A 25,511-nucleotide genomic window follows, 5' to 3' on the forward strand; every position below is an offset into this window, starting at 1 on the left:
GAAACAAGGAGCGGCGGTCAGTAAGTCCTTCCGGGACTGTCTGCAGCACGGATGCTGCAGACAAGCGTACAGGGATGTATTTACAGCGTGTCCCGGAAGGACTTACTGACCGCAGCAGGCCCGGAGTCTGATGATTAAGAGGATATAGCCATGAAACATTGTTTGAGAGTTGGAGTCGGCGGCCCGGTTGGTTCCGGAAAAACCGCCCTCTTGCGCCAGTTGTGCAAGGCCCTGAAAGACCACTACGACATAGCCGTAGTAACCAACGACATCTACACCCGTGAAGACGCCGACTTCCTGCTGAAGCACGACGCCCTGCCTGCCGACCGCATTCTCGGCGTAGAAACCGGCGGCTGCCCGCACACCGCTATCCGCGAAGATGCCTCCATGAACCTGGCGGCCATCGACGACCTGCAAAGCCGGCACCCGAACCTTGAACTGGTGATGGTGGAATCCGGTGGTGACAACCTGTCTGCCACCTTCAGCCCGGAACTGAGCGATCTCACCCTTTATGTGATCGACGTATCAGCCGGAGACAAGATCCCCCGCAAAGGCGGCCCCGGCATTACCAAATCCGACCTGCTGATCATCAACAAGATCGACATTGCCGAACAGGTACATGCCTCCCTCGACGTGATGGAGCGGGACAGCAAGAAAATGCGTGGCGAACGGCCCTTCGTGTTCACCAACCTGTACGACGGAGTAGGGCTGGAAACCATTATCAGCTTTGTACTGGAGCGCGGAATGCTGCCAGAACGACGCCCTGAAAAACTTGCCGAGACTGCCTGAAGGCCCGGTGAACAGAACCAATTGAAAACCAGGAGACACACTATGAAAGCAATTACCCGAGTACTCATGGCCACCGGCCTGATGGTTACCGCCACAGCCGCCTCCGCCCACGCCGGCCACGACGCAGGCACCGGATTCGCCAGCGGCCTCCTGCACCCCATGTTGGGCCTGGACCACCTGCTGGCTATGGCCGCGATCGGTTTCTGGAGCGTACGCCAGTCCGCCACTATGAAAAACAGCACACCCCTGTTCGTAATCGGCGGCATGATCCTCGGTGCAGCCATTGCCTGGGGCGGCATGAGCCTGCCTGGCGTTGAAACCGGCATCGCTCTCTCTGTGCTGCTGGCCGGTATACTGATCGCCACCATGGCCAAACTCCCAACCGCTGTAGGCGGAACACTGGTCGCGGCCTTTATGGTGTTTCATGGCTTTGCGCACGGTACTGAAATGCCGGCTGGTGCGGCGTTGGTGGCTTATCTGGCTGGGTTCTCCATTGCCACATTGGCACTTACGTTTGTGGGCCGGGGGCTTGGTGCTTTGATGCAGAAAACCGATAACCGCTTCGGCCGGGTGTTGGGTGGTTTGGTTGCAGCTACGGGAGCTTTTTTGGCTGCTGCGTAATGGCTTTGGCTTAGAAAACAGAGTTGAAAGATAAAGCTGTGCGGGATGACCGCGCAGCTTTTTTTTGGCATAACAATATGTATTTCTGTAATAGGGGCAGACAGGATGTGCTGAGATGGTTTATCTTCAGTAGTAAAACAAGACAGAAAGAAGCACCAACTGTTATGGATAACGGCCAATGGATACCCCAGTACTGACACCGCATTTTTTTGATTTTTCGTATTTTATGCCGCTTGTTCTGTTGGTGATTATCCTCTGTGCGCGCTGCTTTTACCGCAATCCGGAAGGGTTGATTGTTAGGGTTTCTTCGAGCCTGCTTTTCAGGAGAAAGTCAGACGAGGTAAGGGGGAAAACGACGTCAGCGCTTCGTTATTGCAATAATGAAGGCGTCAAATTATTACAGGTTGCACAATATGCGCATTAATATAAGTATTTGATTTTAATTGATAAAGTTAAAAATTTTACATTTGGGTATGCGCGTTTCATGGCGGTCAGTTTTTCGGTAATAACGAAGTGCACTATCTAATCATTGTTAGCTTCCAGATCAAGGATCGAGAATGAAAATAGAGTCAGTACGAATTCAGAACTTCCGTACATTCAAGGACGAGACGATATTCTTCGATGATTACTGTTGTTTCGTCGGCCCAAATGGATCTGGAAAATCCACTGTAATGAATGCACTTAACGTGTTCTTCCGTCAGTACAAGGATAGTAAAACTGATTTAAGTAAGCTTTCAATTGACGATTTTCATCATAAAAATGTTAAGGAACCAATTTCCATAACGGTCACATTTAAAGAGCTTTCTGATCGGGCGAAAGTTGACCTAGCCGATTATGTTAGACAAGAGCGCCTAATTGTTACAGCAAAGGCAGAGTTTGACGAAGGTACTGAAAGAGCAGAAGTGAAGCAATTTGGTAATCGCCTTGGAATGACTGAATTCAGGGCCTGGTTCGAAGCAGAAAAGTCTAAACAGCCTGCTTCTGAGCTAAAGAAAATCTTTTCGGACTTACAGGCAAAGTGGCCGGAGATCACTAAAGCTACGTCAAAAGCTGACATGTCGAGTTCACTTAATGATTTTGAGTCTTTACATCAAGATCTATGTAGTTTGATTCCAAGTGAGGACCAGTTCTATGGGGTTTCTAAAGGAGCTAATCGGCTCGCGCCACACTTACAATGGGTTTTTGTATCTGCATCCAAGGACTTTTCTGAGGAAGCAGAGGAGAGTAAGCATTCAGCTTTAGGGCAACTGCTTTCGAGAGCAATCCGAGCAAAGGTTAACTTTTCAGATAAAGTAACGGGTCTTCGGGATGGTTTAAGGCAAAGTTATCAAGAAATGCTGGAGGAGGAGCAAGGGGTTCTTTCGAGTATTTCTGAATCTCTGCAGAATAAGCTAAAACTTTGGGCGAACCCTAGTGCTACGGCAAAGGTTCTTTGGAAGAACGACGCTGAGAAATCAATCAAGATAGAAGAGCCACTTGCGCATATTCAAATAGGTGAAAAGGGTTTTGAAAGTGAGTTGGCTCGTTTTGGGCATGGCATGCAGAGGTCGTATCTTCTAACCCTTTTGCAAGAGCTAGCTGATATTGAGGATGAAAATGCACCTACCCTTGCAATGGCAATCGAAGAGCCTGAGCTATATCAGCATCCTCCACAAGCAAGGTATTTGTCTGAAGTATTGCAAGATTTAGCTAACGAAAATTCACAAATAATTGTATGTTCTCATAGCCCTTACTTTATTCCCGGTGATGACTTTCATAGCGTTCGCTTAGTTCGGGAGTTTGGTGCCCCATCTTGCTCGAATGTGACTTCACTAACTTATGCTGAGCTATCAAAAGAACTTACCGATGCAGGTGACAAAGCAGTTAAAGAAACTGGGATGATTGCAAAGCTATATCCAACATTGCGTCCAGAAATCAGCGAAATGTTTTTTAGTCGGAAACTGATATTAGTAGAAGGAATAGAAGACGTTGCCTATTTAACATCCTACATTCAGCTCATGGGCAAGCTTTCAGACTTTAGACGGTCAGGCTATCACATCATTCCGGTAGGCGGTAAAAATGAGTTGTTAAAGCCTTTGGCAATTGCCAAGCTATTAAATATTGAGGTATTTGTCGTCTGTGACGCTGACACAAACAAGACAAGACAAGATGAAATCAATAAACATAAAAAGGATAATGCTGCAATCTTACATCTGTTAGGCCATGATAAAACCGAAAACTGGCCTGAAGCAGATATTAAAAAGCCCAATTTGAGAATGTGGAAGACAAATATCACCGATACTGTCGGCCCAGAGTTTGGTGAGGATTGGAAGAAGCATGAAGATCAGGCAGCTGCATATTATGGAAATGCAGGTGGCTTAAAGAAAAATCCTTTGGCAGTATCTCGCGCATTGGAATCAGCTTGGAATGAGGGCTTAAAGTCCACAACATTACAGGAGCTGGTCGATAGCCTTCTCGCTCAAAAGACATAAGAAGCTAAAAAGTCAATGCAGCCGACCGCTAACGCGGTGGCTGATTGAGGCCTTAGAATTTCTCAGGGAGTCAGAGTTTGAAGTTAAAAAAGGAATTATCTATATCCCTTCTATTGGCAGCGGTCCCAGTTTTTTTCGCATACGCTAGCGGCGATGTCGAGTTGCTGACCGAGCTTACTAAAAGCATGATGACTCACAAGTGGCTGATGATTTACAGCATGGTGGGATTCGGGCTTTTCATCTTGGTCTCATACCTTGAGTGGCGAATTCTTTTTCATAGCAATGCCTTGCGTAAATTTCACAGATTCGTGTCTGAGGTGCTTTACGAAATGGCTTCATCCTTTCTCGGTATCTTGCGGATAACAGCAGGTATATTTATCTCTTTGTTCATGATATGGCTAGTTTTTGACTACAGCCAAGAAATGCTTTGGAGCTTCACCATGATTCTAGTATTCGGGGTTGTCGCACTGGTTGAGGCGTGTTGGATCAGGGCAACGCTGGAGTATGCACAGAGAACTTGGTTGATTAAAAATTCTAATCAATAGTTCCAGTTCGTTCTGTACTTCCCCCAATGTAATGGATATGCATTGATAACTCCTGGAATTCCAAGACGATAAATAGGATAAAGCATGGAAGAAATAACATCGGCAGGTGATGCCATCGTCGTAATCGTCGCCGTTCTTTTGATCTTTATTCCGGCCTTGATTTCCTGGCTTTTTCGACGTAGCCGGAACGCTATGAAGGAAAAGCTCGCCGACGCGATGCAGCGTTTGAAGCAGGCTGAAAAGAAAAGGAAGGATGCAGAGCAATACTGCGCAGACCTCAAGGCCAAGTACAAACCGATTACCGATATGGAGGCGCATGCGCGGCTGTTAATCGGTAAAGCGGAGAGAAAAGCGGAAGCTGTCAGGAGTGAAGCGGAAGGTGTGTATTTGGAGGCTGAGGCAAAGCTGGCAGAGGCTAAAGACGAAGCGAACCAAATCAGTGCTGAAGCAAAGGCCGCTATCAAAGAGGCAAAGTTAAAGGCTGAGCAAATTGAGGCAGATGGTCGAGCAGAGGCGGAGAGAGTTCTTGATTTCGCGGGACGGCGGGCTGAGGAAATAGCGGGAGATGCACTGGCGGCCAAGGGGAAAGCTGATCTATATGAAGCCACTGTGGTGGCCATGCGCAATACCATTCAGGGTTATAAAGACGACTATATCGTCCCTAATCATGCGGTTTTGGATGAGCTTGCCGAAGAATACAGCCATAAGGAGGCTGGCGAACAATTGAAGCGGGCTCGTAAGCGCGTTCGGGACATGGTCAAAAATGGTAACGCGGGCGCGTGTGATTATGCAGAGGCAAACCGGCGAGCCTTTGCAATACACTTCGCGGTGGATGCCTTCAACGGTAAGGTTGATTCGGCGTTGGCTAAGGTCAAACACGACAACTTCGGCAAGATCAAACAGGAAATTAAGGATGCCTTTGCCCTCGTGAATCACAATGGCATGCCCTTTAGAAATGCTCGTATTAACCAAGAATATCTTGAAGCTCGTTTGGACGAACTCCAATGGGCGGTTGCCACTCATGAACTAAGGCAGATAGAACGGGAAGAGCAGCGAGCTATTAGGGAACAAATGCGTGAGGAGGAAAGAGCGCGCCGAGAGATTGAAAAGGCTATTAAAGAGGCCGAGAAAGAAGAGCGGATGTTGCAAAAAGCCCTGGAAACGGCCCGGAAAGAACTGGCATCCGCACACGGAGATCAACGCCAGCAATACGAAACCCAGCTTGCGGAACTTGAAGCCAAGTTAGCTGAAGCCGAGACAAGGGGTGAACGGGCGCTTTCTATGGCACAGCAAACAAGACGTGGCCATGTTTATGTCATCAGTAATATCGGGAGCTTTGGTGAGAACGTCTTCAAGATTGGTATGACGCGCAGGCTCGAGCCTATGGATCGAGTGAAAGAGTTAGGCGACGCTTCTGTTCCATTTGATTTTGATGTCCACGCCATGATTTACAGCGATGATGCTCCAGCATTGGAAAAAGAGCTGCATCGTCGGTTTGATGATGCGTCGGTAAATAAAGTGAATTTCCGGAAGGAGTTCTTTAACCTGAATCTTGCCGAAATTCGCCAGGCTGTCGAACAGCAGGGTATGAACGAAATACACTGGACAATGAAAGCGGAAGCGGCGGAATATCGGGAGTCTTTGAGTATCTCTAAACAGCAGGCTTTAGAAGCGCCGGTTACGGCATAGTCCCTAGTTTTTTGATGGGTTATTGTGGCCTTTTAGGTTGGCGTTTGTTGTTCGATGATTCTGGTGAGCCTCATGCGGAATTTGCCTCGTAAAAGCTGGGGGAAAATTCTGGTTTGGTTATACAAGTGACATTCAGCCTTTATAGTTCGGTCTAGCGTACTCCATGAGATTTCTATGAAATTCCTGATCCTAGCCATTTTCGCCGCCATCGCCGCATTCCTAATCTGGCGCAGCAAACAAAACGCCGACCCCACCGAGCATGCCTGTGCCATCGAAATTTGCAAACTTCTTAAAGCCAACCCTGATGCTTCGCCGCAGGTCATTGCCGATGAATTCATGAAGCACGGCATTGATCCTTCGCGCTGCAAAAACGTGGGCGCGATGGTGATGCCGCAGTTGCGCAAAAATGGCCTAAAACCGGAAGATGCTCGCATTGTGATGGGGCAGGTGAGGGCGGCTTATTCTCTCGTTCGCTAGGCCGCTGTTCGGGAAAAACGGGACATATTTATTTTTGAACCGACATAGGAAGTTGAGTAATGAAATGGGCTTTCATCGACTACGAGAACGTAGGCAATCTCGGAAAGGTCAATCTCTCAGAGTATGAGCGGGTCATCGTGTTCCTTGGTGCAAAGCAGCCCAAGCTGGACTTTACGGACACGAAGTACGACGAGCCGATCAACATGGTGGTCGTTCAGTTGAAGGCCACTCAGGCGAATAACCTCGATTTCCATCTTGCCTACTACCTCGGAAAGTTCGATGCCCAGGCCGATCGAGCGGTGGCGTTTGAGGTGGTTAGTAATGATTCGGGCTTTTCGCCGCTGATTGCCCACATCAAGTCCAGTGGACGGGTGTGCAAGCAGGTGAAAATTGCCGGGGCGTCTGGTGACACTCAAAAGCTGATCAAAAACCTGTCGGCAAAGCCAAAAGAGAAACGTCCTCAGAAGGTCACTGGCCTTCGTAACCATATTGCTTCCCACCTACGGCTCCAGGGAAACGAGGTAGCCATTCAGAAAGCCCTCAACCAGTTGGTACACGCCAAATTTCTTAAGGTGTCTGATACCGGTGTGGAGTATTTGGCTTGAGGGGAAAGTCAGGACAGATTTATTTTCGCGAAAACATTTAAAGAATCATTGCAACAGGAAGAGCAGTAATGCCAGATTACAAACGGATGGCGGGAGAGAAGCAGGAATCGCAGGTTTCGTACTTCCTCGACCGATACTTTGGCAGTAACGATAACTACAGAATCCTCAACAACCTTGAGATTGAGGTGAATGGTTTTAAATCTCAGATTGATCATCTGATCATTTACAAAGCCGGCTTCATCGTCGTTGAAAGCAAGAGCATTCAGGGGGCGGTGCGGGTAAATTCCCTGGGTGAATGGGAACGATCTTACAAAGATGAATGGTTCGGTATTCCCTCTCCAGTACAGCAGGCCGCGGTGCAGATTGATAACCTCAAGGCTCTTCTTAGGGAGAATGACTCCCAGCTTCTCGGGAAGCTTCTGGGTCTGCAAAAAGGCTTTGGTGGACGCCAATACAAAACAGTGATCGCGATTTCCAGCTCGGCGCGGCTGGATCGTGACAATATCCCTGCTGACATCTCACAACATATCGTTAAAACCGAGTTTCTTGTCGATAAGATCAAAGACCTCACGAAAGCAGCGAATAATGGGCTGAAAAGCTTTGCCAAGACTGAGGCGCGATTTACAGATGATGAGATGGATCGGATCTACGCGTTCTTGAAAAGCTACCAGCGGGCCGGCGAACCAGCACTTAAACAGGAGGCAAAGCCAGCTGTTAAGCACTCTGAAGTGCAGGCCGCCCCTGTCGAAGGGCCCGTGACGGTGAGTTGTAAAAAATGTGGTGAGACGGAAGCGCTCTCGGCGCAATATGGTCGCTTTGGTTACTATGTTCAATGTGCCAAATGCTCAACAAACACGGCCCTTAAGCATACCTGCCCAGCCTGTGGTTCAGGTTCCACCAGGACCCGTAAATCGAAATCCGATATGTACCTGGATTGCCAGTCTTGCAACAAGAGCACCCCATTTGCGGTTAAATGGGGTGCTGCCGCTTCCAGCTAGGAAATCCGGGGCAGGTCTCTTTTGGCTTCAACATGGCCTATCTACCAATGATGGGCCAGATAAACAAATATATGAAAAATAGACGGAAAATAAATCTGGCCCTGTTTTCGGTATGGCCAGGTAATAGCTTTGAGCTAGCAATCTTCAATGTTCATTCCGCCTACTGAATTCAGGTTTATGCCGTCAGGGTCAGCTGTTATTTCGTCAGCATGCTAAAGATTAGTGCCCCGAGTGCTGCTCCTGCGAGAATCTGGCCGACCTCATTTTTCTGCTCTTGAGCTTTAGCTGTGTTACCCCTCACTGGCTGAATTACCTTGATGCCATTGTCTTGCAGTTGCTGAATGTTCTGGATCAGACGCATGTTCAATTCTTCAAAACTAATGCCCAAGGCATTAGCCGATTGGAACATTTGGTCCACTGAGAACGTGGACTTCCCGCTTTCAAGCCGGCTGTAGCTTGGTTGTGAAAGTCCCATCCGTTCTGCCATCTCCCCTTGTTCGATGTTCATGCTTTTCCTGAGGTTCGAGAGAACAACGCCCAGTACTGCCGAGTACGAGGTTTTTCCATTTTCCATGGGAGCCTCTTCTATTTTGATGTCGAGGGTTGACTTACAGGAAATAAAATTATAATTTGAATACACATGCGTTAAACGTAAAAAACTATGGATTTATAAATATGTATTCTAGCTTGATGGTTGGTGATTTGCTATATCGGAATAAAGGCGTCGTAGGGCACGCCGGCGTGTATCTAGGGTCAGATGAAGTGTTGCACATTCAACCGGGTGGCCGGCCGGTCAGAGTTCCGTTTGAGCAATACTCGAATGGTAAATTTGTGTCGGTTAAGCGCCAGAAAATAGACCCCCAAGGTTTCACTAAAAGGCTGGCTGATATAAATAAAAGTAGTGAGGTATACAGTCTCATTTCGAATAACTGCGAACACACCGCATATTATCTGAGCACGGGCAACCGCATGAGTCCCCAACTCCAAGTTGCGCTCGGGTGTGGTTTTGTAGGTGGGTTGCTAGCTTCAAGGGGGGGAGCAGGCAGGTTTGCCACAGCCGCCGGCTGTATTGGGTTGGCAGCCCTCATGGTGTCAAATGCGAATCGGCACCATGATTTCGTTGTCGGCCCGAAACGACTGCAGGAAAAGGGGATAGACTGATTTTATGCAGAGGGTGGGTGCTCCGTGAGTCGATGGCTGTTTTGGGCGGGGCGGACTACGCTTTGGATATTATTCTCAAATTGAGGTTGCCCAAGGTAGACGCTTATATGGTGCGTAAGATGAACCACGAGAAATAGACCCATGCGCACACTATTCTTCGGCCTGGAGATCCCCGCTCAGATCAAAGCCCACCCGCCATATCTTTTGAGCTGGGGGTTACGCGAGAAACCGGGACAGATCTATTTTTCCAGCTCCGGTTCCTCATCTTGGGCTTTCAGCTCACCATCAGCTTTCGATATTTTGGGGGGCGGCGGACTCCAGGCCTTCAACAACTGGCCTGCTTCTTGGTAAAAATGTGGTACTGCTTTTTCCAGCTCCTCTACAAATATCTTCCGGCCGCTGAACTTTCCTGCAAGATCTACCTCGTAAACGACATCCAGAGTCGTGGCGGCACTGTTGGACGTATCCGATTCCAGCAACTCCGGCGAATTTCGCAAGTCTTTTAGCGCCTGGTAGGTCGTTTCCGCCTTACCGGGCCTGTTGGCGCGAATGAAGAACCCGGTTGGTTCGGTTTTCTTTAGTTGCCGCAGGAGCCAGTTAACCCGGGCTTTAGTGCTTTGCTTGTCCTTTGGCGCGGTAAGGCGCATTGAGCAGTAAATCATTCGCCGTTGGAGGTCAGCTGTCACTTCCAGATCCGCCGCCGAATTGATGATGTTGAGAGCGCAGTACAGTACCGGTGCTTTACAAAACGCATCTGCGTCATCCTTCAAACGCATGGAAGGATCGAGGCGGTGGCCGTTTTTCAATTTCAGGGAAACGTCGCTGCCCGTTAGTCGAGACATGATCAAGCAAAGGTCCCGTTGCTCCTGGTACCAAGCGGCGATGGTGTTCTGAACCTCATCGCTGTTTTTAGCGATAGGCGCGTTGCTCTTCACTTTGTTGACGACATCTTTCCATTCGGCATTCATCTGGTCGAAATGGCTGATGCCCGAGCGATCGCTTTCAAGATACCGCAGTATTTCGCTAAGAATGAATACCTGATCCTCGTCTTCAATTCCATCGTTCTTGAGCAGAAGCTGGCACTGGGTCCGGATAAATGCCCATGACCAATGATAGAGAGCCACTGATTTGGTGGCGGTCTTCGGGAGTTTTACCGGGTGATGGGTTGGCAGTGCTACAAACTGATTGGTAATGGTGATCACGGCATCCAGTTTGTGGGTTTTAGCTTGTTGCAGGTATCGTGATATCTGGTCTTCACCAATGGTGTCGTTGTTGACTTTGGCTTCAATCAACGCTCGCCATTCACGTCGGCCCGTTCGGAGGATCAGGAGGCCGTCCGGTCGATCCTTCTGTTTAACGGCCTTCTTGTCTTCGTTCTGAAAAACTACTTCTGTCCAGGCTTCCAAGGTAGCACTGGTTCCGACTCGCACATTCAGGGATTTCAGCAGAGACTGTCGCAACTCGAGCACGGAGCGAAGACCTGCGAGAAGAACGGAGACGGATTTCTGTTCTCTTGCGCTGTCTGCGGTTATCGGAATCAGTCGCGCAGGTTCGCCTCCGATGAGGAAATCAGGACGGTTTTTCACAGATAGCTCCATGCTTTTTTTAGATTTAGTTTCCTAACTAAGGGTAGCAGCGATCTAGTGTTATGCCTGTAAACTAAGTAAGGAAATGTAAAATACTGGCAGGGAAAAACCGGGACAGATTTATTTTCATGGCTTCTCTGATGGCTTGGAGTTGACTTGAGGCACTACCAATCCAACCCACTCCGAACTTCGGTTAATATCGGGTGCCCGCGCACAGAATGGATTCTGTGCTTCAAACGCAAGGAGACGCTGATGCCAAGACAGGCCAGGGTGATTGTGCCCGGTTTCTCCCACCAAAATTTTCAACGTGGTCGTAACCGCCACTGGGCATGCCTTTGGTTAGAGGGTTTTCTGGTAAAGCCAACTCGGACTTGTGGGAAGTCCACAGTGATCTATCAGGCGGTGCGGATTGCACGAGTCATATTTACGATGTTTCGCGGCGAGATGGTGCTGTTAAACGGCTTTATCAAGAAGACTCAGAAAACACCGGATCAAGAGTTGGCAAAGGCGAGAGACCGAAGGAAGAATCTTGTTTGAATGGGAGCAAGAAAATGACACAGCACAAACACGTTGGCAGCTCTCTCGATGACCTGCTTGAGGCTGACGGCACACTTGAGCAAGTAGAAGCTGAGGCGCTGAAGCGGGTAATTGTCTGGCAGATTCAGCAGGCAATGGGGCAAACTGGCGTGAACAAGTCTTAACTTGCTCAAAAAATGCATACCAGCCGCACAGTGGTTAACCGTCTTCTTGATGAGAAGGACACTGGTGTAACCATCACAACTCTTGTCAAAGCCGGGCGGGCTTTGGGTATGACCTGGACTTTGCAGGCTGGTGAGGGTAATGGATCGCCTCACGCGGCTTGAATAAAGCCGGGAGGGTTTTTTTCTGATGCTTTGCGCAGGATCTGGTTTGAACAATGGCCGGCGGTTTTTGGCAATACTGCTCGTGCTTATTTCGCTAGCGGCTTACGGAGTGGAGATGAATAATCTGGGCGACTATCAATGGAAGAACCGGCTGATCCTGGTTCAGGCAGCGCCAGAAACGGAGGGTGCTGTTGATAGCCTTAGAGATGCCCATGCCGAACTCGATGACCGTGACATTATCTGGTTCGTGAACACCGGGTCGGGTCTGGTTTCAAATCAGGCAAGGGTGTCTGATGGTGTTGAGAATGACGTCAACGAACTGCTTGCAAAGGTCCGTCCTGACGAGCGGGTGCTGCTGATCGGAAAAGACGGCGGGATCAAAAGCCGCGAGCCCCGTCTCGACCTTGACGCTATTTTCCGCCGGACCGACGCCATGCCGATGCGCATGCGTGAGATGCACACCGATTGAGCTAATTGCCAGCGCCGGCCTTAGTGAATTTTTAGCAGTGCATCTTCGATGTTGCTGCTGTCTTGATGTCCGCCTGAGCACCCTGGCAGATTCCGCACCAGTTGGTGCCGAATTCGATCACCATTGGGCCTGTGCTCTGGTCCAGCTCATCCCGGCTCAGGGTTTCGGGTGTATATTGGCTGGCGTACGACATGGTGTCTCCTTGTTGGGTTATCCGGCTGGAATATAGATCCGTCCCGGTATTCCAATAGCGTTGAGTTACAAAAATCCTAAGGCACCGAACCAAAGACTGATTTATGTTCCACGCTGGGTTGGTTCAGGATTGCACAACATGGATGTCTGAGAAATGGATTTGAGTCCGGCTTTCCAGCCCCTTATTACTGCACTTTATTATCTGTTAGCTTTTTCCATCATTGCAGGCCTGCTCAGATCACCCTGGTTCAAGGGTAAGTTTGGGGAGTTCCTGGTCAATTTCTCCGCGCGGAGATACCTGGATAAATCCCGCTACCATCTCATTAAGAATGTGACCCTCCCCACGGAAGATGGCACCACGCAGATCGACCACGTTTTGGTTTCGGTGTTTGGCGTATTCGTTGTCGAGACCAAAAACATGAAAGGCTGGATCTTCGGTGGCCCTCATCAGCGTTCCTGGACTCAGAAGATTTACCGTTCCAATCACAAATTCCAGAACCCGCTGCATCAGAACTACAAGCATGTGAAAACTCTGCAGACCCTGCTTGGGCTAGACGATCACCAGATACACTCATTGGTGGTGTTTGTGGGGGACAGCACATTCAAAACGCCCATGCCGGAAAATGTCACGCAAGGTTTGGGGTATGTCCGTTATATCAAGTCGAAAACGGATCCTGTTCTAACCCAGCAGGAAGTGGAAGAGGTCAGGGAAAAGATCGCCTCCGGCCGCCTCAAGGCATCATTCGCCACCGACCAGGCGCATGCCCGCTACGTGAGGGGGTTGGTGGCCGAGCGTAGTGGTAGTGTGCCCCGTAGCCGGGGACCTGGGCTTCTCAAACCTCTGGTTTTTATAGCATTGATGCTGGGAGCCGGTACGATTGTATTGAACGCGTATTCGGATTTCGTTTCAGGTGCGTTGGCGACTGGCACTAAAAGGAACACTGAACAACGGGGTGAAGGCGTATCGCAGCGCATTCCTCACCAATCGGAAAGCGAACTCAAAATAGATTCGAGCCCTGTTACGCAAGCGTCTTCCTCAGGGATAGTTGCTCCGGATATTCACCAACCGCGTTCTGAGTTGTTTTTGGCAAGGCAGGAATGTAACGCTCTTATTGCTGCCGCTATCGGCAATCAGGATCCGCGCGTTTTGAGAGACAGAGATAAGGCATGTGCCCGGTATAAGACCCTGCAAGGAGAAGTGAATTGAATCAGAAAGGAGTTCTCACTGTCTGGGATGATGCCAAGGGGTTTGGATTCATCACTCCGGAAGACGGTGGTGAGCGGGTTTTTGCTCATATCAGCAGTTATGCAGGCCGGGGGCGGCCTGTTTCTGATCGCAAGGTGACTTACAGCATCTCGAAGGATGATCAGGGTCGGCTGAGGGCTGGGCGGTTTCAGTATGCGGGAGCGGCAAAGATTGGCGCCAGTATTGCTCCGGGAGTCTGGGTGGCGGCTGTTGTTGTGCTTGCGTTTTTCACCACTCTTGCAGGCCTGTTTCATCGGGGTTATATGCCTGTTTCTATCCCGGCTGCCTATGGCGGGGTGAGTCTGGTGTTATTTGTGATGTACTGGTCTGATAAGCGGGCGGCTCAACGGGGAGCACAGCGTACGCCTGAGAACAGGCTGCACTTCTTTGAACTTTGCTGTGGCTGGCCAGGTGCACTAATGGCGCAACAGGTTTTTCGGCATAAAACGCGAAAGGTGAGCTATCAGTTCGTTTTCTGGCTGGCGGTTCTCGCTAATCTGAGCGCTCTTGGCTGGCTGCTTGTCGCCCCGGAGGCGGCCAGTTTGCGGCAGCAATTAGACCTTGATTTGTTGAATTCTTTGCGGCCGCTTATCTGGTAGCTGGGCAATGAAAATAAATCTGTCCCGGTTTTCTCTATTCCTTAAGCCGGACAAGCAACCGGCCATCCTCAACCTGGATATAATCCACACCCGCTGCAAAGGATTGCCAGAATCCCGGGTTGGCGCCGAACTCGTTAACCAGGTCCACATTTTTGAGGTTACCCAGCCAGGCGTTCGGAATGGGTACGCCCATGAGGCTGACGCCCTTTAACTTGACCAGGGGGCGACCGTTGGCAAAGGACAATTCCACACCGGCATTTACTCGCAGGGTTCTGCCGCCGAGTACAGGGAAGTCCTCTTCAAGAGGCACCAGAAGAAGGGCGCTCAGCAGATCGTCCGAAAGGTCGACTGCGAGTCTCTGAGCCAGGTCGGTGTTATTGGCCAGCATGCCGTTGAGTTCCCGCTCGCTGAAACGTACCTCCCGGCTGGCGCCTTCTTCACTGTAGGGTACCGGCTGCAACGGGCGGCCGGTTTCTCCGCCTTGGGTATCAATACCCAGACTACTCAGCTTGTTGTTAAGTGAATCCTGTTCACTGGCATTCAGGGTTACGGGCTCGAAGTTCTCAGGAAACACATAGTGGCTCAACCACCAGTAACCGACGCCGGCGGTGGCAACGATGGTGAGCAGCACAATGCCAAAGACATGCAAGCCACTGAAGCCCTTCTTTGCGGGCGGCGTTGCTGGTGCTGTTTTGTGCTCGGTTGCCATACTCATTGCCAGTGTGAACCTCAAATAGCCAGTCCGGTTGCGCTTTGTTTAGCAGCCTGGATGGGGTTCTGTGAACATAAACTTGTCCCGGTTTTAGCTTAGTGGCATCAACAGGAGTTTATGCGGACGCTCGGTCGTTTTCTGTGGTTTCCAGTTTCACTCGAAAACCACAGGCTGCGGCGTACTTGCTGAGTGTTCCCCAGCTAGGGTTTCCCCGGCCACGCTCAAGTCTGGAGATATTGCTTTTGCTTGTCCGCAGCTTCTTTGCAAGATCCTCTTGGGTAAGGCCCGCTTTTGTTCTCATGGTGATCAATTGGTCGATCAGGCTGAATTCTTCCTGAAGGGCATCGTACTCTTTACGCACTTCAGGATTTTCGAGTGCCTTCTGCTTAAACTTATTGAAGTTCATGATTTTTTGACCTCCCTTAAACGCTCTTTTGCTAGCTCTAGGTCTTTCTTCGGTATTTTCTGATCTTTTTTCACAAAGACATGGAGAATGATGATTTTCCTATCCTGCATATAGCAGAAAATACCTCTCCCAATGCCTTCTTTAGCTTTTGCGCGGATCTCGAACAACTCATCACCAAGTGACTTGGTGTGTGGCTCCCCAAGGTTCGCTCCATGCTTTGCCATCAATTCCATTAGCCGGATCATTCTCGCCTGAATCTTGGGCGGCATCCCGGCCAATTCTTCGTCTACCTTCCTGTAGAATTCAATGTCCCAGTCCATGGGCGCTCCGTATTTTTAGGTTATCATATATGATAACTTCAGTTGTGGGAAATATCTTGAAAGACCGGGACAGATTTATTTACAGGTAATTTGGTCCATAGAAAACCTCATGTGCTTCGCCATAGACATTCCAAAGTAGCCTCGCTACCATTCCTCCTGAATCAACGGCATCCAACCAAAATGACTTAAGGAACGAGTCTATGCCCGATGTTTTCTTCGCCCAAAAACCGACTTCCGCTTCTGCCCTGGTCGGCGACGCCCCCGGTACCTTTGAAGCTTTCCTACGCAGCAACGGCCTCACCGAAAGAGAAACGATATAGCCCGGACGTGCCTATTCTCTTGCGACTGATGAAATCTTTACCCTATCCACATCGCGTAATTGAACTCCTTGCCAATGCCGGAGCGCATGGACACCGTCAGCAGAGTTCTGAACAACACAGGGCGCCTTGCGATAGCGTTTGATGCAGGTTTTCGTGCAAATAAAGTCCATACGACCTATGAATGTGGGGGAGACTGGATGCGGGAATCGGCTGTTCTAATGACGGGGTTTGGAACCGCTGGTGTAGTTGGTGGCCTGACTGGTAAATATGCGGTTATCGGCGGCACCGCGTTAGCTGCACAAGCGGGGCTCATTGTTGCGGGGCCAGTTGGTTGGGCTGTCCTTGGAGTTGTGGTAACTGTTGGCGTCCTCGCCGGTTTAGGAGCAGGGCTCTATGCTGATCAAAAGGGGCAAAATTTTGCTTCTATGCTCTGGGATAGATAAAAATGTTTGATAACACAATAGAAGGCTGGTACTACACCTTCTTCGGTTTGCTTTTGATTATCACTTTTATTTCCTGGTTGGGTTTTGCGCGCTTTTCGATGGCGCGAATTGAGCGGCAGATGCAGAAAGATGGGCTTTCCCGTCCGTCTTCGTGGGACGGGGTGGGGCTTCGAGCGCTTTGGTATGCTTCTGCTATTGCTTTTCCTGTGGGGATATTTAACCGGGCTGAGGATCCATTGATCGACGTGCCGACTGTACGCCGGTATTCCACATCGTCCGATCGGGTTCTCGGGTGGATTTTGATGGTTTCGGGTTTTTTATTGGTGGCAATAACTCTATCAGGAGTATTTTTCGATATTGATTGACTTGACCATATGTAGTGGTCAACTAATCCCGGACAGTATTTTAAGGTTTTCCTCAGCAGCAGCGGCCTCAACGAAAGAGAAATGATACAGCCCCGACGTGCCTATTCTCTTGCGAATGACGACGTCTTTACCCTATCTACATTGCGTAGACTAAACTCCTTGCCATTGCCGGAGCGCATGTGCATGGCGCGCAGTGCAGAGGCCATGGGTGAGGACGCTCATATTTTGAAGGTGTTTTTCGAGCCTCACCTTTCACCTGAAAAGATACAAGAGATTAACGGGCTGGTTGGGGCGGGAACCACGGCAGCATTTGCTCGACTGAATGGCTTTCAGCAGGCGTTGGCAAAGTACCAGGAAGCCTTGCTCAACCTTACAAGGGCTCATAAATCCGGTGGCCCCCGGGGTGGGGCAGGATCCATTGCTGACAAGCGGGGTCGGAATATTGCAGCCGGCATCAGGGACAGGAGTTGATTTAGATGTTAGATGGTACACCGGAAGGTTGGTACTACTTCATACTGCTGATTGTGTTCGCGATTATGGCGGCAGCGTGGATAGGGTTTGCCCGTTTCTCAATGGCCAGAATCGAGCGTCAGATGAAGAGGGACGGGGTGACACGCCAACCTTCATGGGACGGTGTGGGGCTTCGGGTACTCTGGTACGCCTCTGCCATTGCTTTTCCTGTGGGCATTTTCAATCAAGCAAATGATCCGCTCATAGATGTGCCTACAGTGCGCAGTTACTCAACTCGCTTTGACCGTTATTTGGGGTGGGCATTGATGATTTCCGGCTTAATCTTCCTTGCTATCGTGCTTTTAGGTGGGTTTTTTTTCAATCTTGATTGAGTAGCAAAAGGTCGGCTTTTCGGGGTCCACTTCAGTTATCGGCGGTACCGCGTTAGCTGCAAAAGCGGGGCAGGTCTGGTTTCAAATCAGGCAAAGGTGTCCGCCGGATCGATGCCATGCCGATGCGCATTCGTGAGGTGCGCACCGATTGAGTTAATCTGATCGGTAACTACTGAATGAGAACCCCTTATGAAACTGATCCTTTTGCTCGCCGCTGTATTGGTTGTTGGTCTGTTGGTGACTCAGCAACTGAACAAGGGTAAGGAAGCCAACGCTGAACAGGCCGCGGAAATGGGCGCCGATAAGCTGCCAAAGGTTCCGACGAACCCGGGTGATGTGCCGAAGTTTGAAGACGACATGAAGAAGTTTATGGAGGACGAGGCGGCCAGGCAGGCGGAAATGATTGACCAGGCCACCCAGTGAAGGCGGGCAAGTCGTTAAAGTACAGAACCAAAACCGGGGCAGATCTATTTTTGGGGAAAACCGGGACAGACTTATTTCGTGCACACTGGTTCTTTGTCTTGGGCTGTCTTTGTCGAAAATGGTGTTCAGCAATCCGTTAGGGCTTCTGATTTTTTGACGTTATCAGCCCATTTCGAAAAATATCTATCAAACACGAGCTATCAGGCAATCATGACGAGAAAGACATTAGGTTTAACCCGAAAACGAACTAAAGACGCTAAGCCAGTGGCTGAGGAAGCCGAAGCTATGGTTGAGGTGGAAGGTGAGGTCGATCCACAAAAACGCTTTTTAAATGCTGCGGCTATCAATCCAGCGCCGGGGATTCGCTTGGAGTCGGGTTCAGAAAAACTCACGGTGCGCGCGATGGATTTGATCACGCCGATTGGAATGGGGCAGCGGGGTTTGATAGTTGCGCCGCCGGGGTCTGGAAAGTCGACGATTTTGAAACATATTTGCCAGGCGGTGGGAAAAGCGTATCCCGAGATTAAACTTTACGCGTTATTGGTAGATGAGCGCCCCGAAGAGGTCACTGATTTCAGGCGCAGCGTCCCGGCTGAGGTACACGCTTCTTCTTCGGATGAAAGCTATGCTCATCACGTCCGCGTTGCCAATGAGCTTCTTGATATCGCCCGCCAGCAAGCAGGCGAGGGTCACAACGTCATGATTGTGATTGATTCTCTTACGAGGCTTTCGCGTGTGCATAATGCGGAGCGAAAGAGCAGCGGTCGTACTATGTCTGGCGGGATGGATGCTCGGGCGATGGAGATTCCGCGGAGGTTGTTTGGCGCTGCACGAAACATTGAGAATGGCGGCTCGCTGACCATTTTGGCAACCGTTTTGGTGGATACCGGCAGCCGTATGGACCAGGTTATCTTTGAGGAATTTAAGGGTACGGGGAACATGGAGCTGGTTTTATCGAGAGACGTGGCGAATCAGCGAATCTTTCCCGCGCTGGATATTTCGAAAAGCAGTACACGCCGTGAAGAGTTGCTGTTGGATCCAAAAGATTTAGACAAAATAAGAGCATTGCGCCGGGCGCTTGGCGGTCTTAAACCGCTAGAGGGCACAAAAAAGCTGGTTGAGCTGCTTGAGAAGTACCCCACAAATGCCGAGCTTCTGAAAAACATCCCCGGGCCAGGATGATGATGCGTGTGAGTGATGACCTCGGGAAAACCGGGGCAGATCTATTTTTAGGCTTCTCTGATGGCTAGTGTTATGCATAGGGCGAGATTGTGTTGAGAAAACTGTTCGAAGAAAAAATATACGTAAAGATTTCGCGGAATCGCTTCGAGATCATGAAGGTGTCCGGTGAGCCTGTTGTCGAAATCGTTTGTTCTCCGGAACCGTTCAGCACATCCCGCCTACTGATCGGAGAATTCGTAAGAGCCGAGTATGAATTGCTCAATGGCATAAAGAAGGTACTTCCGAAAAAACTTATAAAACGAAGCCCGGCTGTACTAATGCACCCTGTTGAAATGACGGAGGGCGGGCTGTCTGAGGTTGAAGTAAAAGTTCTTCGGGAAGTTGCTTATGGGGCTGGGGCTCACCGGGTCGAGCTTTGGGAAGGGGAGGCGTTATCTCCTCAGCAAGCCTGTGAAAAATTAGAGAGCGCATAACCAGTGCATGCGACGCACACTGGATTGAGGTTTTCCCCGGACTGCCCCGCCAAGTAAAACAGGTCTGCACCGGTTTTCCAGTGGCTATGTGGGGCACCGCAACACCCAGTTCAGCGAAAAACAGGGACAGGTGTGTTTTTTAGGGCTACCATGGGGCGAATTGCACACCTGCCTGTATGGTCACGGAGGCGCAATCTGACCCCGCTTCATCGATCGTTTCCTGTTCCAGACAATTATTTCCTGTTTCGAATATCACAAATGTTTGAAGTTGGTTAATAAATCGCCAGTTAACTTGGAGAATATAATGAGCAAGAGTCCCGGAAAAGAAACATTAACTGCTGCCATGATTGAGAAGCAGACTGCTGCTTTTTTAAAGTCCGGCGGAGCTGTTGAGTATGTGGGCAAAGGTAAAAGCGGTCAGTACGCCTCTACAGGTTCAAAGCAGATTAGCCTGAAAGCTCGCTGAAAACCTGGACAGATTTTTTTCCCGGCTTTATCTCGAGAAGGCACAGGTAAGTGCCTTAACACCGCGGTGGAACAGTTCTGCACAGAAAAACGAATGTTCCCCTGGCTGCTCAGCTACCAATAGTTGGCCACCGGATTCTCGGATACCGCCTTCAATCATCAGGTTGTCACTCAGCTCAAAGTCCTCGATGGTATGGCCCATGTGGTCCTGGCTGGTTGCACCTGCCCGTTCCCGGTAGGGCCGGCTGTCCAGGGTGAATCCGAATGCGGGCTTGCCCTTTAGTTCCGGTTCTTGCGGGTCCGTAAATAACGCCGGACACAGACGTAAAGAATCAGAAGAGCGTAGATATAGAACACCCACATACCCAGCCTTTGGAATACGGCCCAGGTAATGACCGCGATAATGAGGCCTGTGATCAGTAGCGCAAGATCATCCTTGATTTTGGTTTTTGCCATCAGGAGTACTCGAAAAGTGTGTGCTGGTACCTGGCTTTAGTAGCAAAGGCTTTACGATTGGAGTGGTTCACATCGTAGACTTCGGGGTGCTGGATAAAGAATTCCTTATACCCCTTGAATTGCAGGTCATTTTTTTAGATGTAACTGATCACGTCAATCATGCGAGTGCCGCAGCCCAGACTGCGACCTGTGGCTACCGCTGCGCTGCCAACTGCAGCTCCTGCGTACCCGACAAGCAGCAGACCACCGCCGATGACCAGTTTCTCTGCAGTGAAGGTTGCGCCCGCGAGTGTGCGTAACCCAATCTGAGCGCCAAATTTGTCGGTCAACTCGACAGACGCCGTGGCTATCCCGAGATATTTCAGGAAGACAAGCAAATATTGACGATGCACTTGTTTTTCGGTCTACTGATGCCCACTGCAGGATGCAATCAACGATAAAGGACTTTCGCTCATGCCCCAATCCCTCGCGGTTACCGCGGACGAGGAAAGCTTCCTCGCCAACGGGAATCTCGAAGCCTTCTGGTTTAGCAGATTAAAAAAACGCGATCCCGTGGCAAGAATAGGCTACGCGCTTTGGATATCGGATACTGACAAGCTCAAAGCTGCAATCCGCTCGGGCGATCCCGCTTTCTGGAATCAGAAGGGTTTCGCGTACTGGGAGCTCTTGGCCAGATCTACGGTGGTAAATCTTGCAACTGGCTTGGAACGGGCAGGGCAACTCCGATGATGGCACTTCGTACTCTCTCGCCCGTACTGGCTCTATGTGCTGGCTGCGCACCTGCCATGGACAACAGCAGAAGCACTGAACATACAGATTGCTTGCTCAATCGATACCAGCTATCAGAGTTAAGCCATCCGGTTGAACAGGACGGAAACTTTGACACCAAGGACAATCTTTACGGGATGAGGGTAGAGATACCGGCGACCACCGTAGCCAATCAGATATCGGGTTATAAAGCTGAGGTAACGGTAGGCTCAAGTACGCAACCACAGTTTCTATACCTGACCTTCTCAGAGCCCTACAAAACCATTCGCTTTGAAAGCGTCCAGGCCGAGCCTATCGAAGAAAGCGGAGGGCTCTTTAGGGTACCCGGGGATAGCCAGTATCACTGGGACCTCGCAAAGCAAACGGAAGATGGCCTTGTGCTATGGGGCTCCTGTTCTGATAACTTCCAAGGCAGCTTTGACTGCATGATGCACCTCCCAGTCAATGGCGTGGCCGTCAACTACGAACTGGACCAGGCAAACCTGCCAGTTTACCGGGAGGTTGAAGAATTCATTCGTAATCAGATGGCGATCTGCGGTTTTGAGTACGAGGGATAAACCTGCACTTGCGTGGTCAAAGGTGAGCTCCAGGAGACGTCCTTCCATGGGCGAGGATCAGGCCTTATAAAAAGCTACTCCCAAACCTGTTTTACATAGGGAATAAGATTCTTTTGATCCTGCCCTAGAATTTAGGTCCATCTAAAACTGGAAAATCCGGCATGATAGAGCCCTCAGCAGGAGATCATGCCATGAAGCGATCCCGTTAGTAAGTGTCCGGCCATCACACCTTGTCAGAGACCCCCTCTGGCAGGATAGTTGGCACTACTTAATTTTTAATCAGTTGGGCGGTGCAGGTGTTGATAGTGGGCGGTCTCCAGCTCCAAGTGCAACACCCGGGTTAATGAACGCCTGATGGAGTACCCTGCTTTCATAAAAAATTCCGGTAATAGCCTGTGTCAAATTCGAAAAAAACATCAGAGGACCCCAATAAAACTGTAGGGGAACGCTTGAATATTCTATTCTTTATAGCGGCTATTACCTTGGTTGTGCTTGTGATTCTTTATCTTCGGGGCCAGGAATTTTTAGTCAATATTTACAGATTGCGTGAGCACAGTATTGCTGTAGAGGTATCAAATTGGGACGTGCCAATGTTTTTGGCTGTCCCTTGCTTTGTCAGTATTATTGTTGGTCTGGTTCTGCGTTTGACTGATTGGGATAGGGATAAACGAATCCAGCGCTGTGTTGGTGTTGCGTTGATTTTCGCTTTTCTATCGATTGCTGTGCGAATCCCTTATGGTTTTGCCGTCAGGTCCTACATGGAATCACTGGGTTACAGTTCATGTTGGCAATTGTCATCGCCAGCAATAATGTCTCCAACGGTTTGGGTAAGAAATCCCGGGTATTGTATTGAAAATGTTGGCAGTGTCAGGAATCCGCTGCTGGAATGGATGTCTCTCCAGCCTAATGGTGGCGCTGATGTTGCTCCCAACGAAGTGAGGGCCAAGGCGGAAGAGCTTCTGGCTATTTATGATCACAGTCAGAAAATGAAATATCCCGAGATATTTCAGGAAGACAAGCGATGAATGGCAATCTGACCAGGAGGTCAGGGGCTCGGTTGCTCACCTTGGGCCTGGGTTGTTCTGAATCAGGGAGACTTCCCTGCTTTATCCCGAAAGAGTATGGGCAAGCAGCTGAACACAGCGCTGAAACAGTTCTGCACAGAAAAACGAATGTTCCCCTGGCTGCTCAGCCACCAATAGTTGACCACCGGATTCTCGGATACCGCCTTCAATCATCAGGTTGTCACTCAGCTCAAAGTCCTCGATGGTATGGCCCATGTGGTCCTGGCCGGTAGCACCTGCCCGTTCCCGGTAGGGCCGGCTGTCCAGGGTGAATCCGAATGCGGGCTTGCCCTGACCAATCATGTAACCCACCTCATACACGGTACCCGGGTCTGCGCTTATGCCGCGAAAGGGTGTCAGGTTGGCGATGATGGCGTCGCAGCTGTCCATCAGTTCACGGTTGGCCTTGTAGATTCCATGCCCGCGATCGGGTTTTGTCTGGTTATCTGAAAACACCAGTTCGGTATCCAGTGGGTCTACGCCTTCAAACCCGTACTCCTGAAGGAGGCGTTTTTTCTCGGCCACGATGAGCTGGTGTTCGCTGGCTGGGAAGAAGACTTCCGGGCCGGCGAGGTAGATGCGTTTTGGCTTTGCCATAGGGGCCTCTTAAGGCTGGTTGTATATAATGGGCACAAATCTGTCTGCCAGTCTGAATGGTAACAGCTGTCCATGGTAGACCCGGGTACGGCTTCTTTTCCCTTTTCCGGATGCTCAAAACTATGCCCAGACTTTTCTTCGGCCTGGAGATCCCCGCTCACATCAAGGCCCGCCTGTTGAAGGTGAGGGCAGAGGTGCCCGGTGCCAGATGGCAAAGTGCTGAGCAGATGCACATCACTTTGCTGTTCCTTGGTGACGTTGAGGAAGAGCGCCTGCCCGCAGTGTGCGAGGCTGCCTGCCATATTCCCCTGGCACCTTTTGAACTGAGCGTTACGGGGTTGGGGTGTTTTGGCCAGTCTTGCGCGCCCCGGAACCTCTGGGCAGGTGTCCAGCCTGTGGCGCCTGTTGCCAGCCTCCATGGTGTAATTAAAGGCCAGATGGCGAGCCTCGGGTTTACAACGGAAAGCCGGGCGTTCCGCCCCCATATCACTCTGTCCAGATTCCGGCGCCAGCCCGGTTCGGTTGAGGGCTTGCTGGCTGAGTATGAGGGGGCGGTTTTCGGGTCGTTTCAGGTGGATGAGTTTGTGCTCTTTGAGAGCGAACCGGGTGCCAATGGTTCTGTGTACACGGTGATAGAGCGCTTTCTTTATTGATGTTGTGGTTCAAACGCAAGAAAGTCAGATTCCAATTTGATCAGCTTGACGGTTTAAGCAATTCGGCTTCAGACTTTCAGGATGCCCATTTTGGGTATAAAATTACCCAAAATGGGTTTTAAGAGTGCCATCAATATGCCAGCAGTAAAAACATCGAAATGCACTGGATTGGCAGATGCCCTGTTTTCACAAACCCGCCAAAAGGTACTGCGGTTGTTTTTCGCGCGTGGAGAAAGGGACTTTTCTCTCAAGGAACTCATTGAGCATGCGGAAGCCGGTTCGGGGGCTGTGCAGCGGGAACTGGCGCGTCTGGTGGATAGTGGCCTGGTGCAGGTGACATTGCAGGGGCGGCAGAAACGATACAAAGCCAACCCGGACTCCCCCGTATTTCCGGAACTGTCCTCTCTTGTTTCAAAACTCCTCGGTCCGGAACAACAGATTGAAGATGCTCTCAGCTTGATTGACGAGAAAATCGATATGGCGCTCATATATGGCTCGGTGGCGAAGAAGACCGATCATGCCAACAGCGATATCGATCTCATGTTGGTGTCGGACTCTCTCACTCTGGAGGAGGTCTTTGATGCGCTGGCGCCTGCAGAAACCAGCCTTTCGCGCATCATCAACCCGACCCTCTACACGCGAGAAGAGTTCGAGAAGCGTCTGGCCAACAATAACCCGTTTTTGAGGAAGGTCCTGGAAGGACAACACATATTGTTGAAAGGAAGCATCAATGGATAAAGAAGCACTGGAGAACCTGGCGCGGATACACAAACTCCACCACGAGACGGCAGATATCAATGAGGTTCAGGGGCTTATCCAGTCCGGTAGTGTTCGATTAAAGGATGCGGGTCTGGCAACACTTAGCCTGGAGAGCCGTTTTGATTTGTCGTACAACGCAGCTCACGCGCTTTCTTTGGCGGCACTTCGTCACTTTGGTTATCGGTCAGACAATCGATACCTGGTATTTCAATGTTTACAGCATACGCTCGACCTGCCGCCATCCAAATGGCGGGTTCTTGATCAGGCCCATCGTAAGCGTAACCTTGCAGAATATGAAGGCAATATCGACGTAGACGAAGCGTTGGTGACAAGTCTCATGGAAATAACTGAAGAAATCAGGCGAGCCATGGTTGCACTTGTCACAGGGTAAAAAC

The 25,511-nt window shown here is 50.1% G+C and carries 37 protein-coding genes and 1 pseudogene; 28 read left to right on the forward strand and 10 right to left on the reverse strand.

What is annotated here, in order from left to right; translation table 11 throughout:
* The first annotated feature begins 150 nt into the window (after positions 1–150).
* The 8 genes from ureG (at position 151) to CPA50_RS02365 (ending at position 8,195) form a co-directional block, all read left to right on the forward strand.
* Entirely contained in the window at positions 151–789 is a 639-nt protein-coding gene (gene ureG / locus CPA50_RS02330; RefSeq protein ID WP_096780864.1) for an urease accessory protein UreG, read from the forward strand.
* 42 nt (positions 790–831) lie between these two features.
* Positions 832–1,410 (forward strand): HupE/UreJ family protein, encoded by a 579-nt coding sequence (locus CPA50_RS02335; RefSeq protein WP_096780865.1) that lies wholly within the window; start codon positions 832–834, stop codon positions 1,408–1,410.
* Positions 1,411–1,967: 557 nt separating this feature from the next.
* Complete coding sequence (locus CPA50_RS02340; RefSeq protein WP_096780866.1) at positions 1,968–3,881, forward strand: AAA family ATPase; 1,914 nt, start codon at positions 1,968–1,970, stop codon at positions 3,879–3,881.
* Between the two features lie 77 nt (positions 3,882–3,958).
* Positions 3,959–4,426, forward strand: coding sequence for a hypothetical protein (locus tag CPA50_RS02345; protein ID WP_096780867.1), 468 nt, complete (start codon positions 3,959–3,961; stop codon positions 4,424–4,426).
* Positions 4,427–4,510: 84 nt separating this feature from the next.
* Positions 4,511–6,115 carry a DUF4041 domain-containing protein gene (locus CPA50_RS02350; protein WP_096780868.1) on the forward strand — a complete coding sequence of 535 codons (1,605 nt, stop codon included), beginning with the start codon at positions 4,511–4,513 and terminating at the stop codon, positions 6,113–6,115.
* Between the two features lie 174 nt (positions 6,116–6,289).
* The gene (locus tag CPA50_RS02355) at positions 6,290–6,592 is read left to right on the forward strand and encodes a hypothetical protein (RefSeq protein ID WP_096780869.1); all 303 of its coding nucleotides are present in this window, start codon (positions 6,290–6,292) and stop codon (positions 6,590–6,592) included.
* A 59-nt stretch (positions 6,593–6,651) separates the two neighbouring features.
* Positions 6,652–7,197: a PIN domain-containing protein gene (locus CPA50_RS02360; protein ID WP_096780870.1), complete on the forward strand. Its 546-nt coding sequence runs from the start codon at positions 6,652–6,654 to the stop codon at positions 7,195–7,197.
* A gap of 68 nt (positions 7,198–7,265) precedes the next feature.
* Positions 7,266–8,195, forward strand: coding sequence for a nuclease-related domain-containing protein (locus CPA50_RS02365; protein WP_096780871.1), 930 nt, complete (start codon positions 7,266–7,268; stop codon positions 8,193–8,195).
* A gap of 196 nt (positions 8,196–8,391) precedes the next feature.
* On the opposite strand, the gene CPA50_RS02370 is transcribed toward CPA50_RS02365, so the two are convergent.
* Positions 8,392–8,769, reverse strand: coding sequence for a helix-turn-helix domain-containing protein (locus CPA50_RS02370; RefSeq protein WP_096780872.1), 378 nt, complete (start codon positions 8,767–8,769; stop codon positions 8,392–8,394).
* A gap of 56 nt (positions 8,770–8,825) precedes the next feature.
* Here CPA50_RS02370 and CPA50_RS19890 point away from each other — a divergent pair, with 56 nt between their 5' ends.
* A complete protein-coding gene (locus CPA50_RS19890) occupies positions 8,826–9,356 on the forward strand; it encodes an NlpC/P60 family protein (RefSeq protein ID WP_143750716.1) in 531 nt (176 codons plus the stop codon).
* Between the two features lie 239 nt (positions 9,357–9,595).
* Here CPA50_RS19890 and CPA50_RS02380 read toward each other — a convergent pair whose 3' ends face one another.
* Positions 9,596–10,942: a hypothetical protein gene (locus CPA50_RS02380; protein ID WP_227519458.1), complete on the reverse strand. Its 1,347-nt coding sequence runs from the start codon at positions 10,940–10,942 to the stop codon at positions 9,596–9,598.
* Between the two features lie 252 nt (positions 10,943–11,194).
* Here CPA50_RS02380 and CPA50_RS02385 point away from each other — a divergent pair, with 252 nt between their 5' ends.
* The 3 genes and pseudogenes from CPA50_RS02385 to CPA50_RS02395 all read left to right on the forward strand — a co-directional run bounded on the left by CPA50_RS02385 (position 11,195) and on the right by CPA50_RS02395 (position 12,274).
* Complete coding sequence (locus CPA50_RS02385; RefSeq protein WP_227519459.1) at positions 11,195–11,479, forward strand: type II toxin-antitoxin system RelE/ParE family toxin; 285 nt, start codon at positions 11,195–11,197, stop codon at positions 11,477–11,479.
* A 14-nt stretch (positions 11,480–11,493) separates the two neighbouring features.
* Positions 11,494–11,805: pseudogene (locus CPA50_RS02390) on the forward strand (helix-turn-helix domain-containing protein).
* A gap of 115 nt (positions 11,806–11,920) precedes the next feature.
* A complete protein-coding gene (locus tag CPA50_RS02395; protein WP_227519460.1) occupies positions 11,921–12,274 on the forward strand; it encodes a DUF4174 domain-containing protein in 354 nt (117 codons plus the stop codon).
* A gap of 31 nt (positions 12,275–12,305) precedes the next feature.
* Here the strand turns inward: CPA50_RS02395 and CPA50_RS02400 are convergent, their stop codons facing one another.
* Positions 12,306–12,467, reverse strand: a complete 162-nt coding sequence (locus CPA50_RS02400) for a hypothetical protein (RefSeq protein ID WP_179397135.1) — start codon at positions 12,465–12,467, stop codon at positions 12,306–12,308.
* Positions 12,468–12,620: 153 nt separating this feature from the next.
* Here CPA50_RS02400 and CPA50_RS02405 point away from each other — a divergent pair, with 153 nt between their 5' ends.
* Both CPA50_RS02405 and CPA50_RS02410 read left to right on the forward strand, forming a co-directional pair.
* Positions 12,621–13,673, forward strand: a complete 1,053-nt coding sequence (locus CPA50_RS02405) for a nuclease-related domain-containing protein (protein WP_096780875.1) — start codon at positions 12,621–12,623, stop codon at positions 13,671–13,673.
* The gene (locus CPA50_RS02410; RefSeq protein ID WP_096780876.1) at positions 13,670–14,311 is read left to right on the forward strand and encodes a DUF1294 domain-containing protein; all 642 of its coding nucleotides are present in this window, start codon (positions 13,670–13,672) and stop codon (positions 14,309–14,311) included. Before CPA50_RS02405 ends, CPA50_RS02410 begins: the two co-directional genes overlap by 4 nt.
* A gap of 34 nt (positions 14,312–14,345) precedes the next feature.
* On the opposite strand, the gene CPA50_RS02415 is transcribed toward CPA50_RS02410, so the two are convergent.
* From CPA50_RS02415 to CPA50_RS02425, 3 genes are all read right to left on the reverse strand, one after another.
* Positions 14,346–15,026 carry an arginine N-succinyltransferase gene (locus tag CPA50_RS02415; RefSeq protein ID WP_096780877.1) on the reverse strand — a complete coding sequence of 227 codons (681 nt, stop codon included), beginning with the start codon at positions 15,024–15,026 and terminating at the stop codon, positions 14,346–14,348.
* A 112-nt stretch (positions 15,027–15,138) separates the two neighbouring features.
* The gene (locus CPA50_RS02420; RefSeq protein ID WP_096780878.1) at positions 15,139–15,429 is read right to left on the reverse strand and encodes a helix-turn-helix domain-containing protein; all 291 of its coding nucleotides are present in this window, start codon (positions 15,427–15,429) and stop codon (positions 15,139–15,141) included.
* Positions 15,426–15,749, reverse strand: a complete 324-nt coding sequence (locus CPA50_RS02425; RefSeq protein ID WP_096780879.1) for a type II toxin-antitoxin system RelE/ParE family toxin — start codon at positions 15,747–15,749, stop codon at positions 15,426–15,428. The genes CPA50_RS02420 and CPA50_RS02425 overlap by 4 nt, the downstream gene beginning before the upstream one ends.
* A 406-nt stretch (positions 15,750–16,155) precedes the next feature.
* Between CPA50_RS02425 and CPA50_RS02430 the strand changes: the two genes are divergently transcribed.
* The 8 genes from CPA50_RS02430 (at position 16,156) to CPA50_RS19405 (ending at position 20,263) form a co-directional block, all read left to right on the forward strand.
* Entirely contained in the window at positions 16,156–16,512 is a 357-nt protein-coding gene (locus CPA50_RS02430) for a hypothetical protein (protein WP_096780880.1), read from the forward strand.
* A 2-nt stretch (positions 16,513–16,514) separates the two neighbouring features.
* The gene (locus CPA50_RS02435; protein ID WP_096780881.1) at positions 16,515–16,877 is read left to right on the forward strand and encodes a hypothetical protein; all 363 of its coding nucleotides are present in this window, start codon (positions 16,515–16,517) and stop codon (positions 16,875–16,877) included.
* A gap of 183 nt (positions 16,878–17,060) precedes the next feature.
* Positions 17,061–17,348: a hypothetical protein gene (locus CPA50_RS02440; RefSeq protein ID WP_096780882.1), complete on the forward strand. Its 288-nt coding sequence runs from the start codon at positions 17,061–17,063 to the stop codon at positions 17,346–17,348.
* Between the two features lie 5 nt (positions 17,349–17,353).
* Positions 17,354–17,719, forward strand: coding sequence for a hypothetical protein (locus CPA50_RS02445; RefSeq protein ID WP_096780883.1), 366 nt, complete (start codon positions 17,354–17,356; stop codon positions 17,717–17,719).
* Positions 17,720–17,908: 189 nt separating this feature from the next.
* Positions 17,909–18,142, forward strand: coding sequence for a hypothetical protein (locus tag CPA50_RS02450; protein ID WP_096780884.1), 234 nt, complete (start codon positions 17,909–17,911; stop codon positions 18,140–18,142).
* Between the two features lie 78 nt (positions 18,143–18,220).
* The gene (gene rho, locus CPA50_RS02455) at positions 18,221–19,324 is read left to right on the forward strand and encodes a transcription termination factor Rho (protein ID WP_227519461.1); all 1,104 of its coding nucleotides are present in this window, start codon (positions 18,221–18,223) and stop codon (positions 19,322–19,324) included.
* Between the two features lie 89 nt (positions 19,325–19,413).
* Complete coding sequence (locus CPA50_RS02460; RefSeq protein WP_096780886.1) at positions 19,414–19,797, forward strand: hypothetical protein; 384 nt, start codon at positions 19,414–19,416, stop codon at positions 19,795–19,797.
* Positions 19,798–20,101: 304 nt separating this feature from the next.
* The gene (locus CPA50_RS19405) at positions 20,102–20,263 is read left to right on the forward strand and encodes a hypothetical protein (RefSeq protein WP_179397136.1); all 162 of its coding nucleotides are present in this window, start codon (positions 20,102–20,104) and stop codon (positions 20,261–20,263) included.
* A 27-nt stretch (positions 20,264–20,290) separates the two neighbouring features.
* Here the strand turns inward: CPA50_RS19405 and CPA50_RS02465 are convergent, their stop codons facing one another.
* The 3 genes from CPA50_RS02465 to CPA50_RS02470 form a co-directional block, all read right to left on the reverse strand.
* Positions 20,291–20,464, reverse strand: a complete 174-nt coding sequence (locus CPA50_RS02465; RefSeq protein WP_227519462.1) for a hypothetical protein — start codon at positions 20,462–20,464, stop codon at positions 20,291–20,293.
* Between the two features lie 77 nt (positions 20,465–20,541).
* Entirely contained in the window at positions 20,542–20,718 is a 177-nt protein-coding gene (locus CPA50_RS19410; protein WP_179397121.1) for a hypothetical protein, read from the reverse strand.
* A gap of 134 nt (positions 20,719–20,852) precedes the next feature.
* Complete coding sequence (locus CPA50_RS02470; protein ID WP_096780887.1) at positions 20,853–21,047, reverse strand: hypothetical protein; 195 nt, start codon at positions 21,045–21,047, stop codon at positions 20,853–20,855.
* Between the two features lie 124 nt (positions 21,048–21,171).
* Here CPA50_RS02470 and CPA50_RS02475 point away from each other — a divergent pair, with 124 nt between their 5' ends.
* The 3 genes from CPA50_RS02475 (at position 21,172) to CPA50_RS02485 (ending at position 23,068) form a co-directional block, all read left to right on the forward strand.
* A complete protein-coding gene (locus tag CPA50_RS02475) occupies positions 21,172–21,447 on the forward strand; it encodes a hypothetical protein (protein WP_096780888.1) in 276 nt (91 codons plus the stop codon).
* Positions 21,444–22,043 (forward strand): hypothetical protein, encoded by a 600-nt coding sequence (locus CPA50_RS02480; protein ID WP_096780889.1) that lies wholly within the window; start codon positions 21,444–21,446, stop codon positions 22,041–22,043. The genes CPA50_RS02475 and CPA50_RS02480 overlap by 4 nt, the downstream gene beginning before the upstream one ends.
* 395 nt (positions 22,044–22,438) lie before the next feature.
* Positions 22,439–23,068 (forward strand): hypothetical protein, encoded by a 630-nt coding sequence (locus tag CPA50_RS02485; RefSeq protein WP_096780890.1) that lies wholly within the window; start codon positions 22,439–22,441, stop codon positions 23,066–23,068.
* Between the two features lie 81 nt (positions 23,069–23,149).
* On the opposite strand, the gene CPA50_RS02490 is transcribed toward CPA50_RS02485, so the two are convergent.
* Complete coding sequence (locus CPA50_RS02490) at positions 23,150–23,704, reverse strand: nucleoside 2-deoxyribosyltransferase (RefSeq protein ID WP_096780891.1); 555 nt, start codon at positions 23,702–23,704, stop codon at positions 23,150–23,152.
* 122 nt (positions 23,705–23,826) lie between these two features.
* Between CPA50_RS02490 and thpR the strand changes: the two genes are divergently transcribed.
* From thpR to CPA50_RS02505, 3 genes are all read left to right on the forward strand, one after another.
* Positions 23,827–24,357 (forward strand): RNA 2',3'-cyclic phosphodiesterase, encoded by a 531-nt coding sequence (thpR, locus tag CPA50_RS02495; RefSeq protein ID WP_096780892.1) that lies wholly within the window; start codon positions 23,827–23,829, stop codon positions 24,355–24,357.
* Between the two features lie 81 nt (positions 24,358–24,438).
* Positions 24,439–25,095 (forward strand): nucleotidyltransferase domain-containing protein, encoded by a 657-nt coding sequence (locus tag CPA50_RS02500; RefSeq protein WP_096780893.1) that lies wholly within the window; start codon positions 24,439–24,441, stop codon positions 25,093–25,095.
* Positions 25,088–25,507: a hypothetical protein gene (locus CPA50_RS02505; protein ID WP_179397137.1), complete on the forward strand. Its 420-nt coding sequence runs from the start codon at positions 25,088–25,090 to the stop codon at positions 25,505–25,507. Before CPA50_RS02500 ends, CPA50_RS02505 begins: the two co-directional genes overlap by 8 nt.
* Positions 25,508–25,511 lie beyond the last annotated feature (4 nt).

Origin of the sequence: Marinobacter sp. ANT_B65, assembly GCF_002407605.1 — a bacterium.
Taxonomy (GTDB): domain Bacteria; phylum Pseudomonadota; class Gammaproteobacteria; order Pseudomonadales; family Oleiphilaceae; genus Marinobacter.

What these genes read in the sequence shown, in the direction of transcription:
- CPA50_RS02370 (WP_096780872.1), bottom strand. Translation starts at nt 8,769, where the DNA reads ATGGAAAATGGAAAAACCTCGTACTCGGCAGTACTGGGCGTTGTTCTC.
- CPA50_RS19410 (WP_179397121.1), bottom strand. Translation starts at nt 20,718, where the DNA reads ATGGCAAAAACCAAAATCAAGGATGATCTTGCGCTACTGATCACAGGC.
- CPA50_RS02465 (WP_227519462.1), bottom strand. Translation starts at nt 20,464, where the DNA reads ATGGGCCATACCATCGAGGACTTTGAGCTGAGTGACAACCTGATGATT.
- CPA50_RS02405 (WP_096780875.1), top strand. Translation starts at nt 12,621, where the DNA reads ATGGATTTGAGTCCGGCTTTCCAGCCCCTTATTACTGCACTTTATTAT.
- CPA50_RS02450 (WP_096780884.1), top strand. Translation starts at nt 17,909, where the DNA reads ATGAAACTGATCCTTTTGCTCGCCGCTGTATTGGTTGTTGGTCTGTTG.
- CPA50_RS02425 (WP_096780879.1), bottom strand. Translation starts at nt 15,749, where the DNA reads ATGGACTGGGACATTGAATTCTACAGGAAGGTAGACGAAGAATTGGCC.
- CPA50_RS02355 (WP_096780869.1), top strand. Translation starts at nt 6,290, where the DNA reads ATGAAATTCCTGATCCTAGCCATTTTCGCCGCCATCGCCGCATTCCTA.
- CPA50_RS02505 (WP_179397137.1), top strand. Translation starts at nt 25,088, where the DNA reads ATGGATAAAGAAGCACTGGAGAACCTGGCGCGGATACACAAACTCCAC.
- CPA50_RS02440 (WP_096780882.1), top strand. Translation starts at nt 17,061, where the DNA reads ATGGCGCGCAGTGCAGAGGCCATGGGTGAGGACGCTCATATTTTGAAG.
- CPA50_RS02475 (WP_096780888.1), top strand. Translation starts at nt 21,172, where the DNA reads ATGCCCCAATCCCTCGCGGTTACCGCGGACGAGGAAAGCTTCCTCGCC.
- thpR (WP_096780892.1), top strand. Translation starts at nt 23,827, where the DNA reads ATGCCCAGACTTTTCTTCGGCCTGGAGATCCCCGCTCACATCAAGGCC.
- CPA50_RS02335 (WP_096780865.1), top strand. Translation starts at nt 832, where the DNA reads ATGAAAGCAATTACCCGAGTACTCATGGCCACCGGCCTGATGGTTACC.
- CPA50_RS19405 (WP_179397136.1), top strand. Translation starts at nt 20,102, where the DNA reads ATGAGCAAGAGTCCCGGAAAAGAAACATTAACTGCTGCCATGATTGAG.
- CPA50_RS02445 (WP_096780883.1), top strand. Translation starts at nt 17,354, where the DNA reads ATGTTAGATGGTACACCGGAAGGTTGGTACTACTTCATACTGCTGATT.
- CPA50_RS02400 (WP_179397135.1), bottom strand. Translation starts at nt 12,467, where the DNA reads ATGTCGTACGCCAGCCAATATACACCCGAAACCCTGAGCCGGGATGAG.
- CPA50_RS02365 (WP_096780871.1), top strand. Translation starts at nt 7,266, where the DNA reads ATGCCAGATTACAAACGGATGGCGGGAGAGAAGCAGGAATCGCAGGTT.
- CPA50_RS02350 (WP_096780868.1), top strand. Translation starts at nt 4,511, where the DNA reads ATGGAAGAAATAACATCGGCAGGTGATGCCATCGTCGTAATCGTCGCC.
- CPA50_RS02490 (WP_096780891.1), bottom strand. Translation starts at nt 23,704, where the DNA reads ATGGCAAAGCCAAAACGCATCTACCTCGCCGGCCCGGAAGTCTTCTTC.
- CPA50_RS02435 (WP_096780881.1), top strand. Translation starts at nt 16,515, where the DNA reads ATGTTTGATAACACAATAGAAGGCTGGTACTACACCTTCTTCGGTTTG.
- CPA50_RS02415 (WP_096780877.1), bottom strand. Translation starts at nt 15,026, where the DNA reads ATGAGTATGGCAACCGAGCACAAAACAGCACCAGCAACGCCGCCCGCA.
- CPA50_RS02340 (WP_096780866.1), top strand. Translation starts at nt 1,968, where the DNA reads ATGAAAATAGAGTCAGTACGAATTCAGAACTTCCGTACATTCAAGGAC.
- CPA50_RS02480 (WP_096780889.1), top strand. Translation starts at nt 21,444, where the DNA reads ATGATGGCACTTCGTACTCTCTCGCCCGTACTGGCTCTATGTGCTGGC.
- ureG (WP_096780864.1), top strand. Translation starts at nt 151, where the DNA reads ATGAAACATTGTTTGAGAGTTGGAGTCGGCGGCCCGGTTGGTTCCGGA.
- CPA50_RS02360 (WP_096780870.1), top strand. Translation starts at nt 6,652, where the DNA reads ATGAAATGGGCTTTCATCGACTACGAGAACGTAGGCAATCTCGGAAAG.
- CPA50_RS02395 (WP_227519460.1), top strand. Translation starts at nt 11,921, where the DNA reads ATGAATAATCTGGGCGACTATCAATGGAAGAACCGGCTGATCCTGGTT.
- CPA50_RS02420 (WP_096780878.1), bottom strand. Translation starts at nt 15,429, where the DNA reads ATGAACTTCAATAAGTTTAAGCAGAAGGCACTCGAAAATCCTGAAGTG.
- CPA50_RS02430 (WP_096780880.1), top strand. Translation starts at nt 16,156, where the DNA reads ATGGACACCGTCAGCAGAGTTCTGAACAACACAGGGCGCCTTGCGATA.
- CPA50_RS02385 (WP_227519459.1), top strand. Translation starts at nt 11,195, where the DNA reads ATGCCAAGACAGGCCAGGGTGATTGTGCCCGGTTTCTCCCACCAAAAT.
- CPA50_RS02500 (WP_096780893.1), top strand. Translation starts at nt 24,439, where the DNA reads ATGCCCATTTTGGGTATAAAATTACCCAAAATGGGTTTTAAGAGTGCC.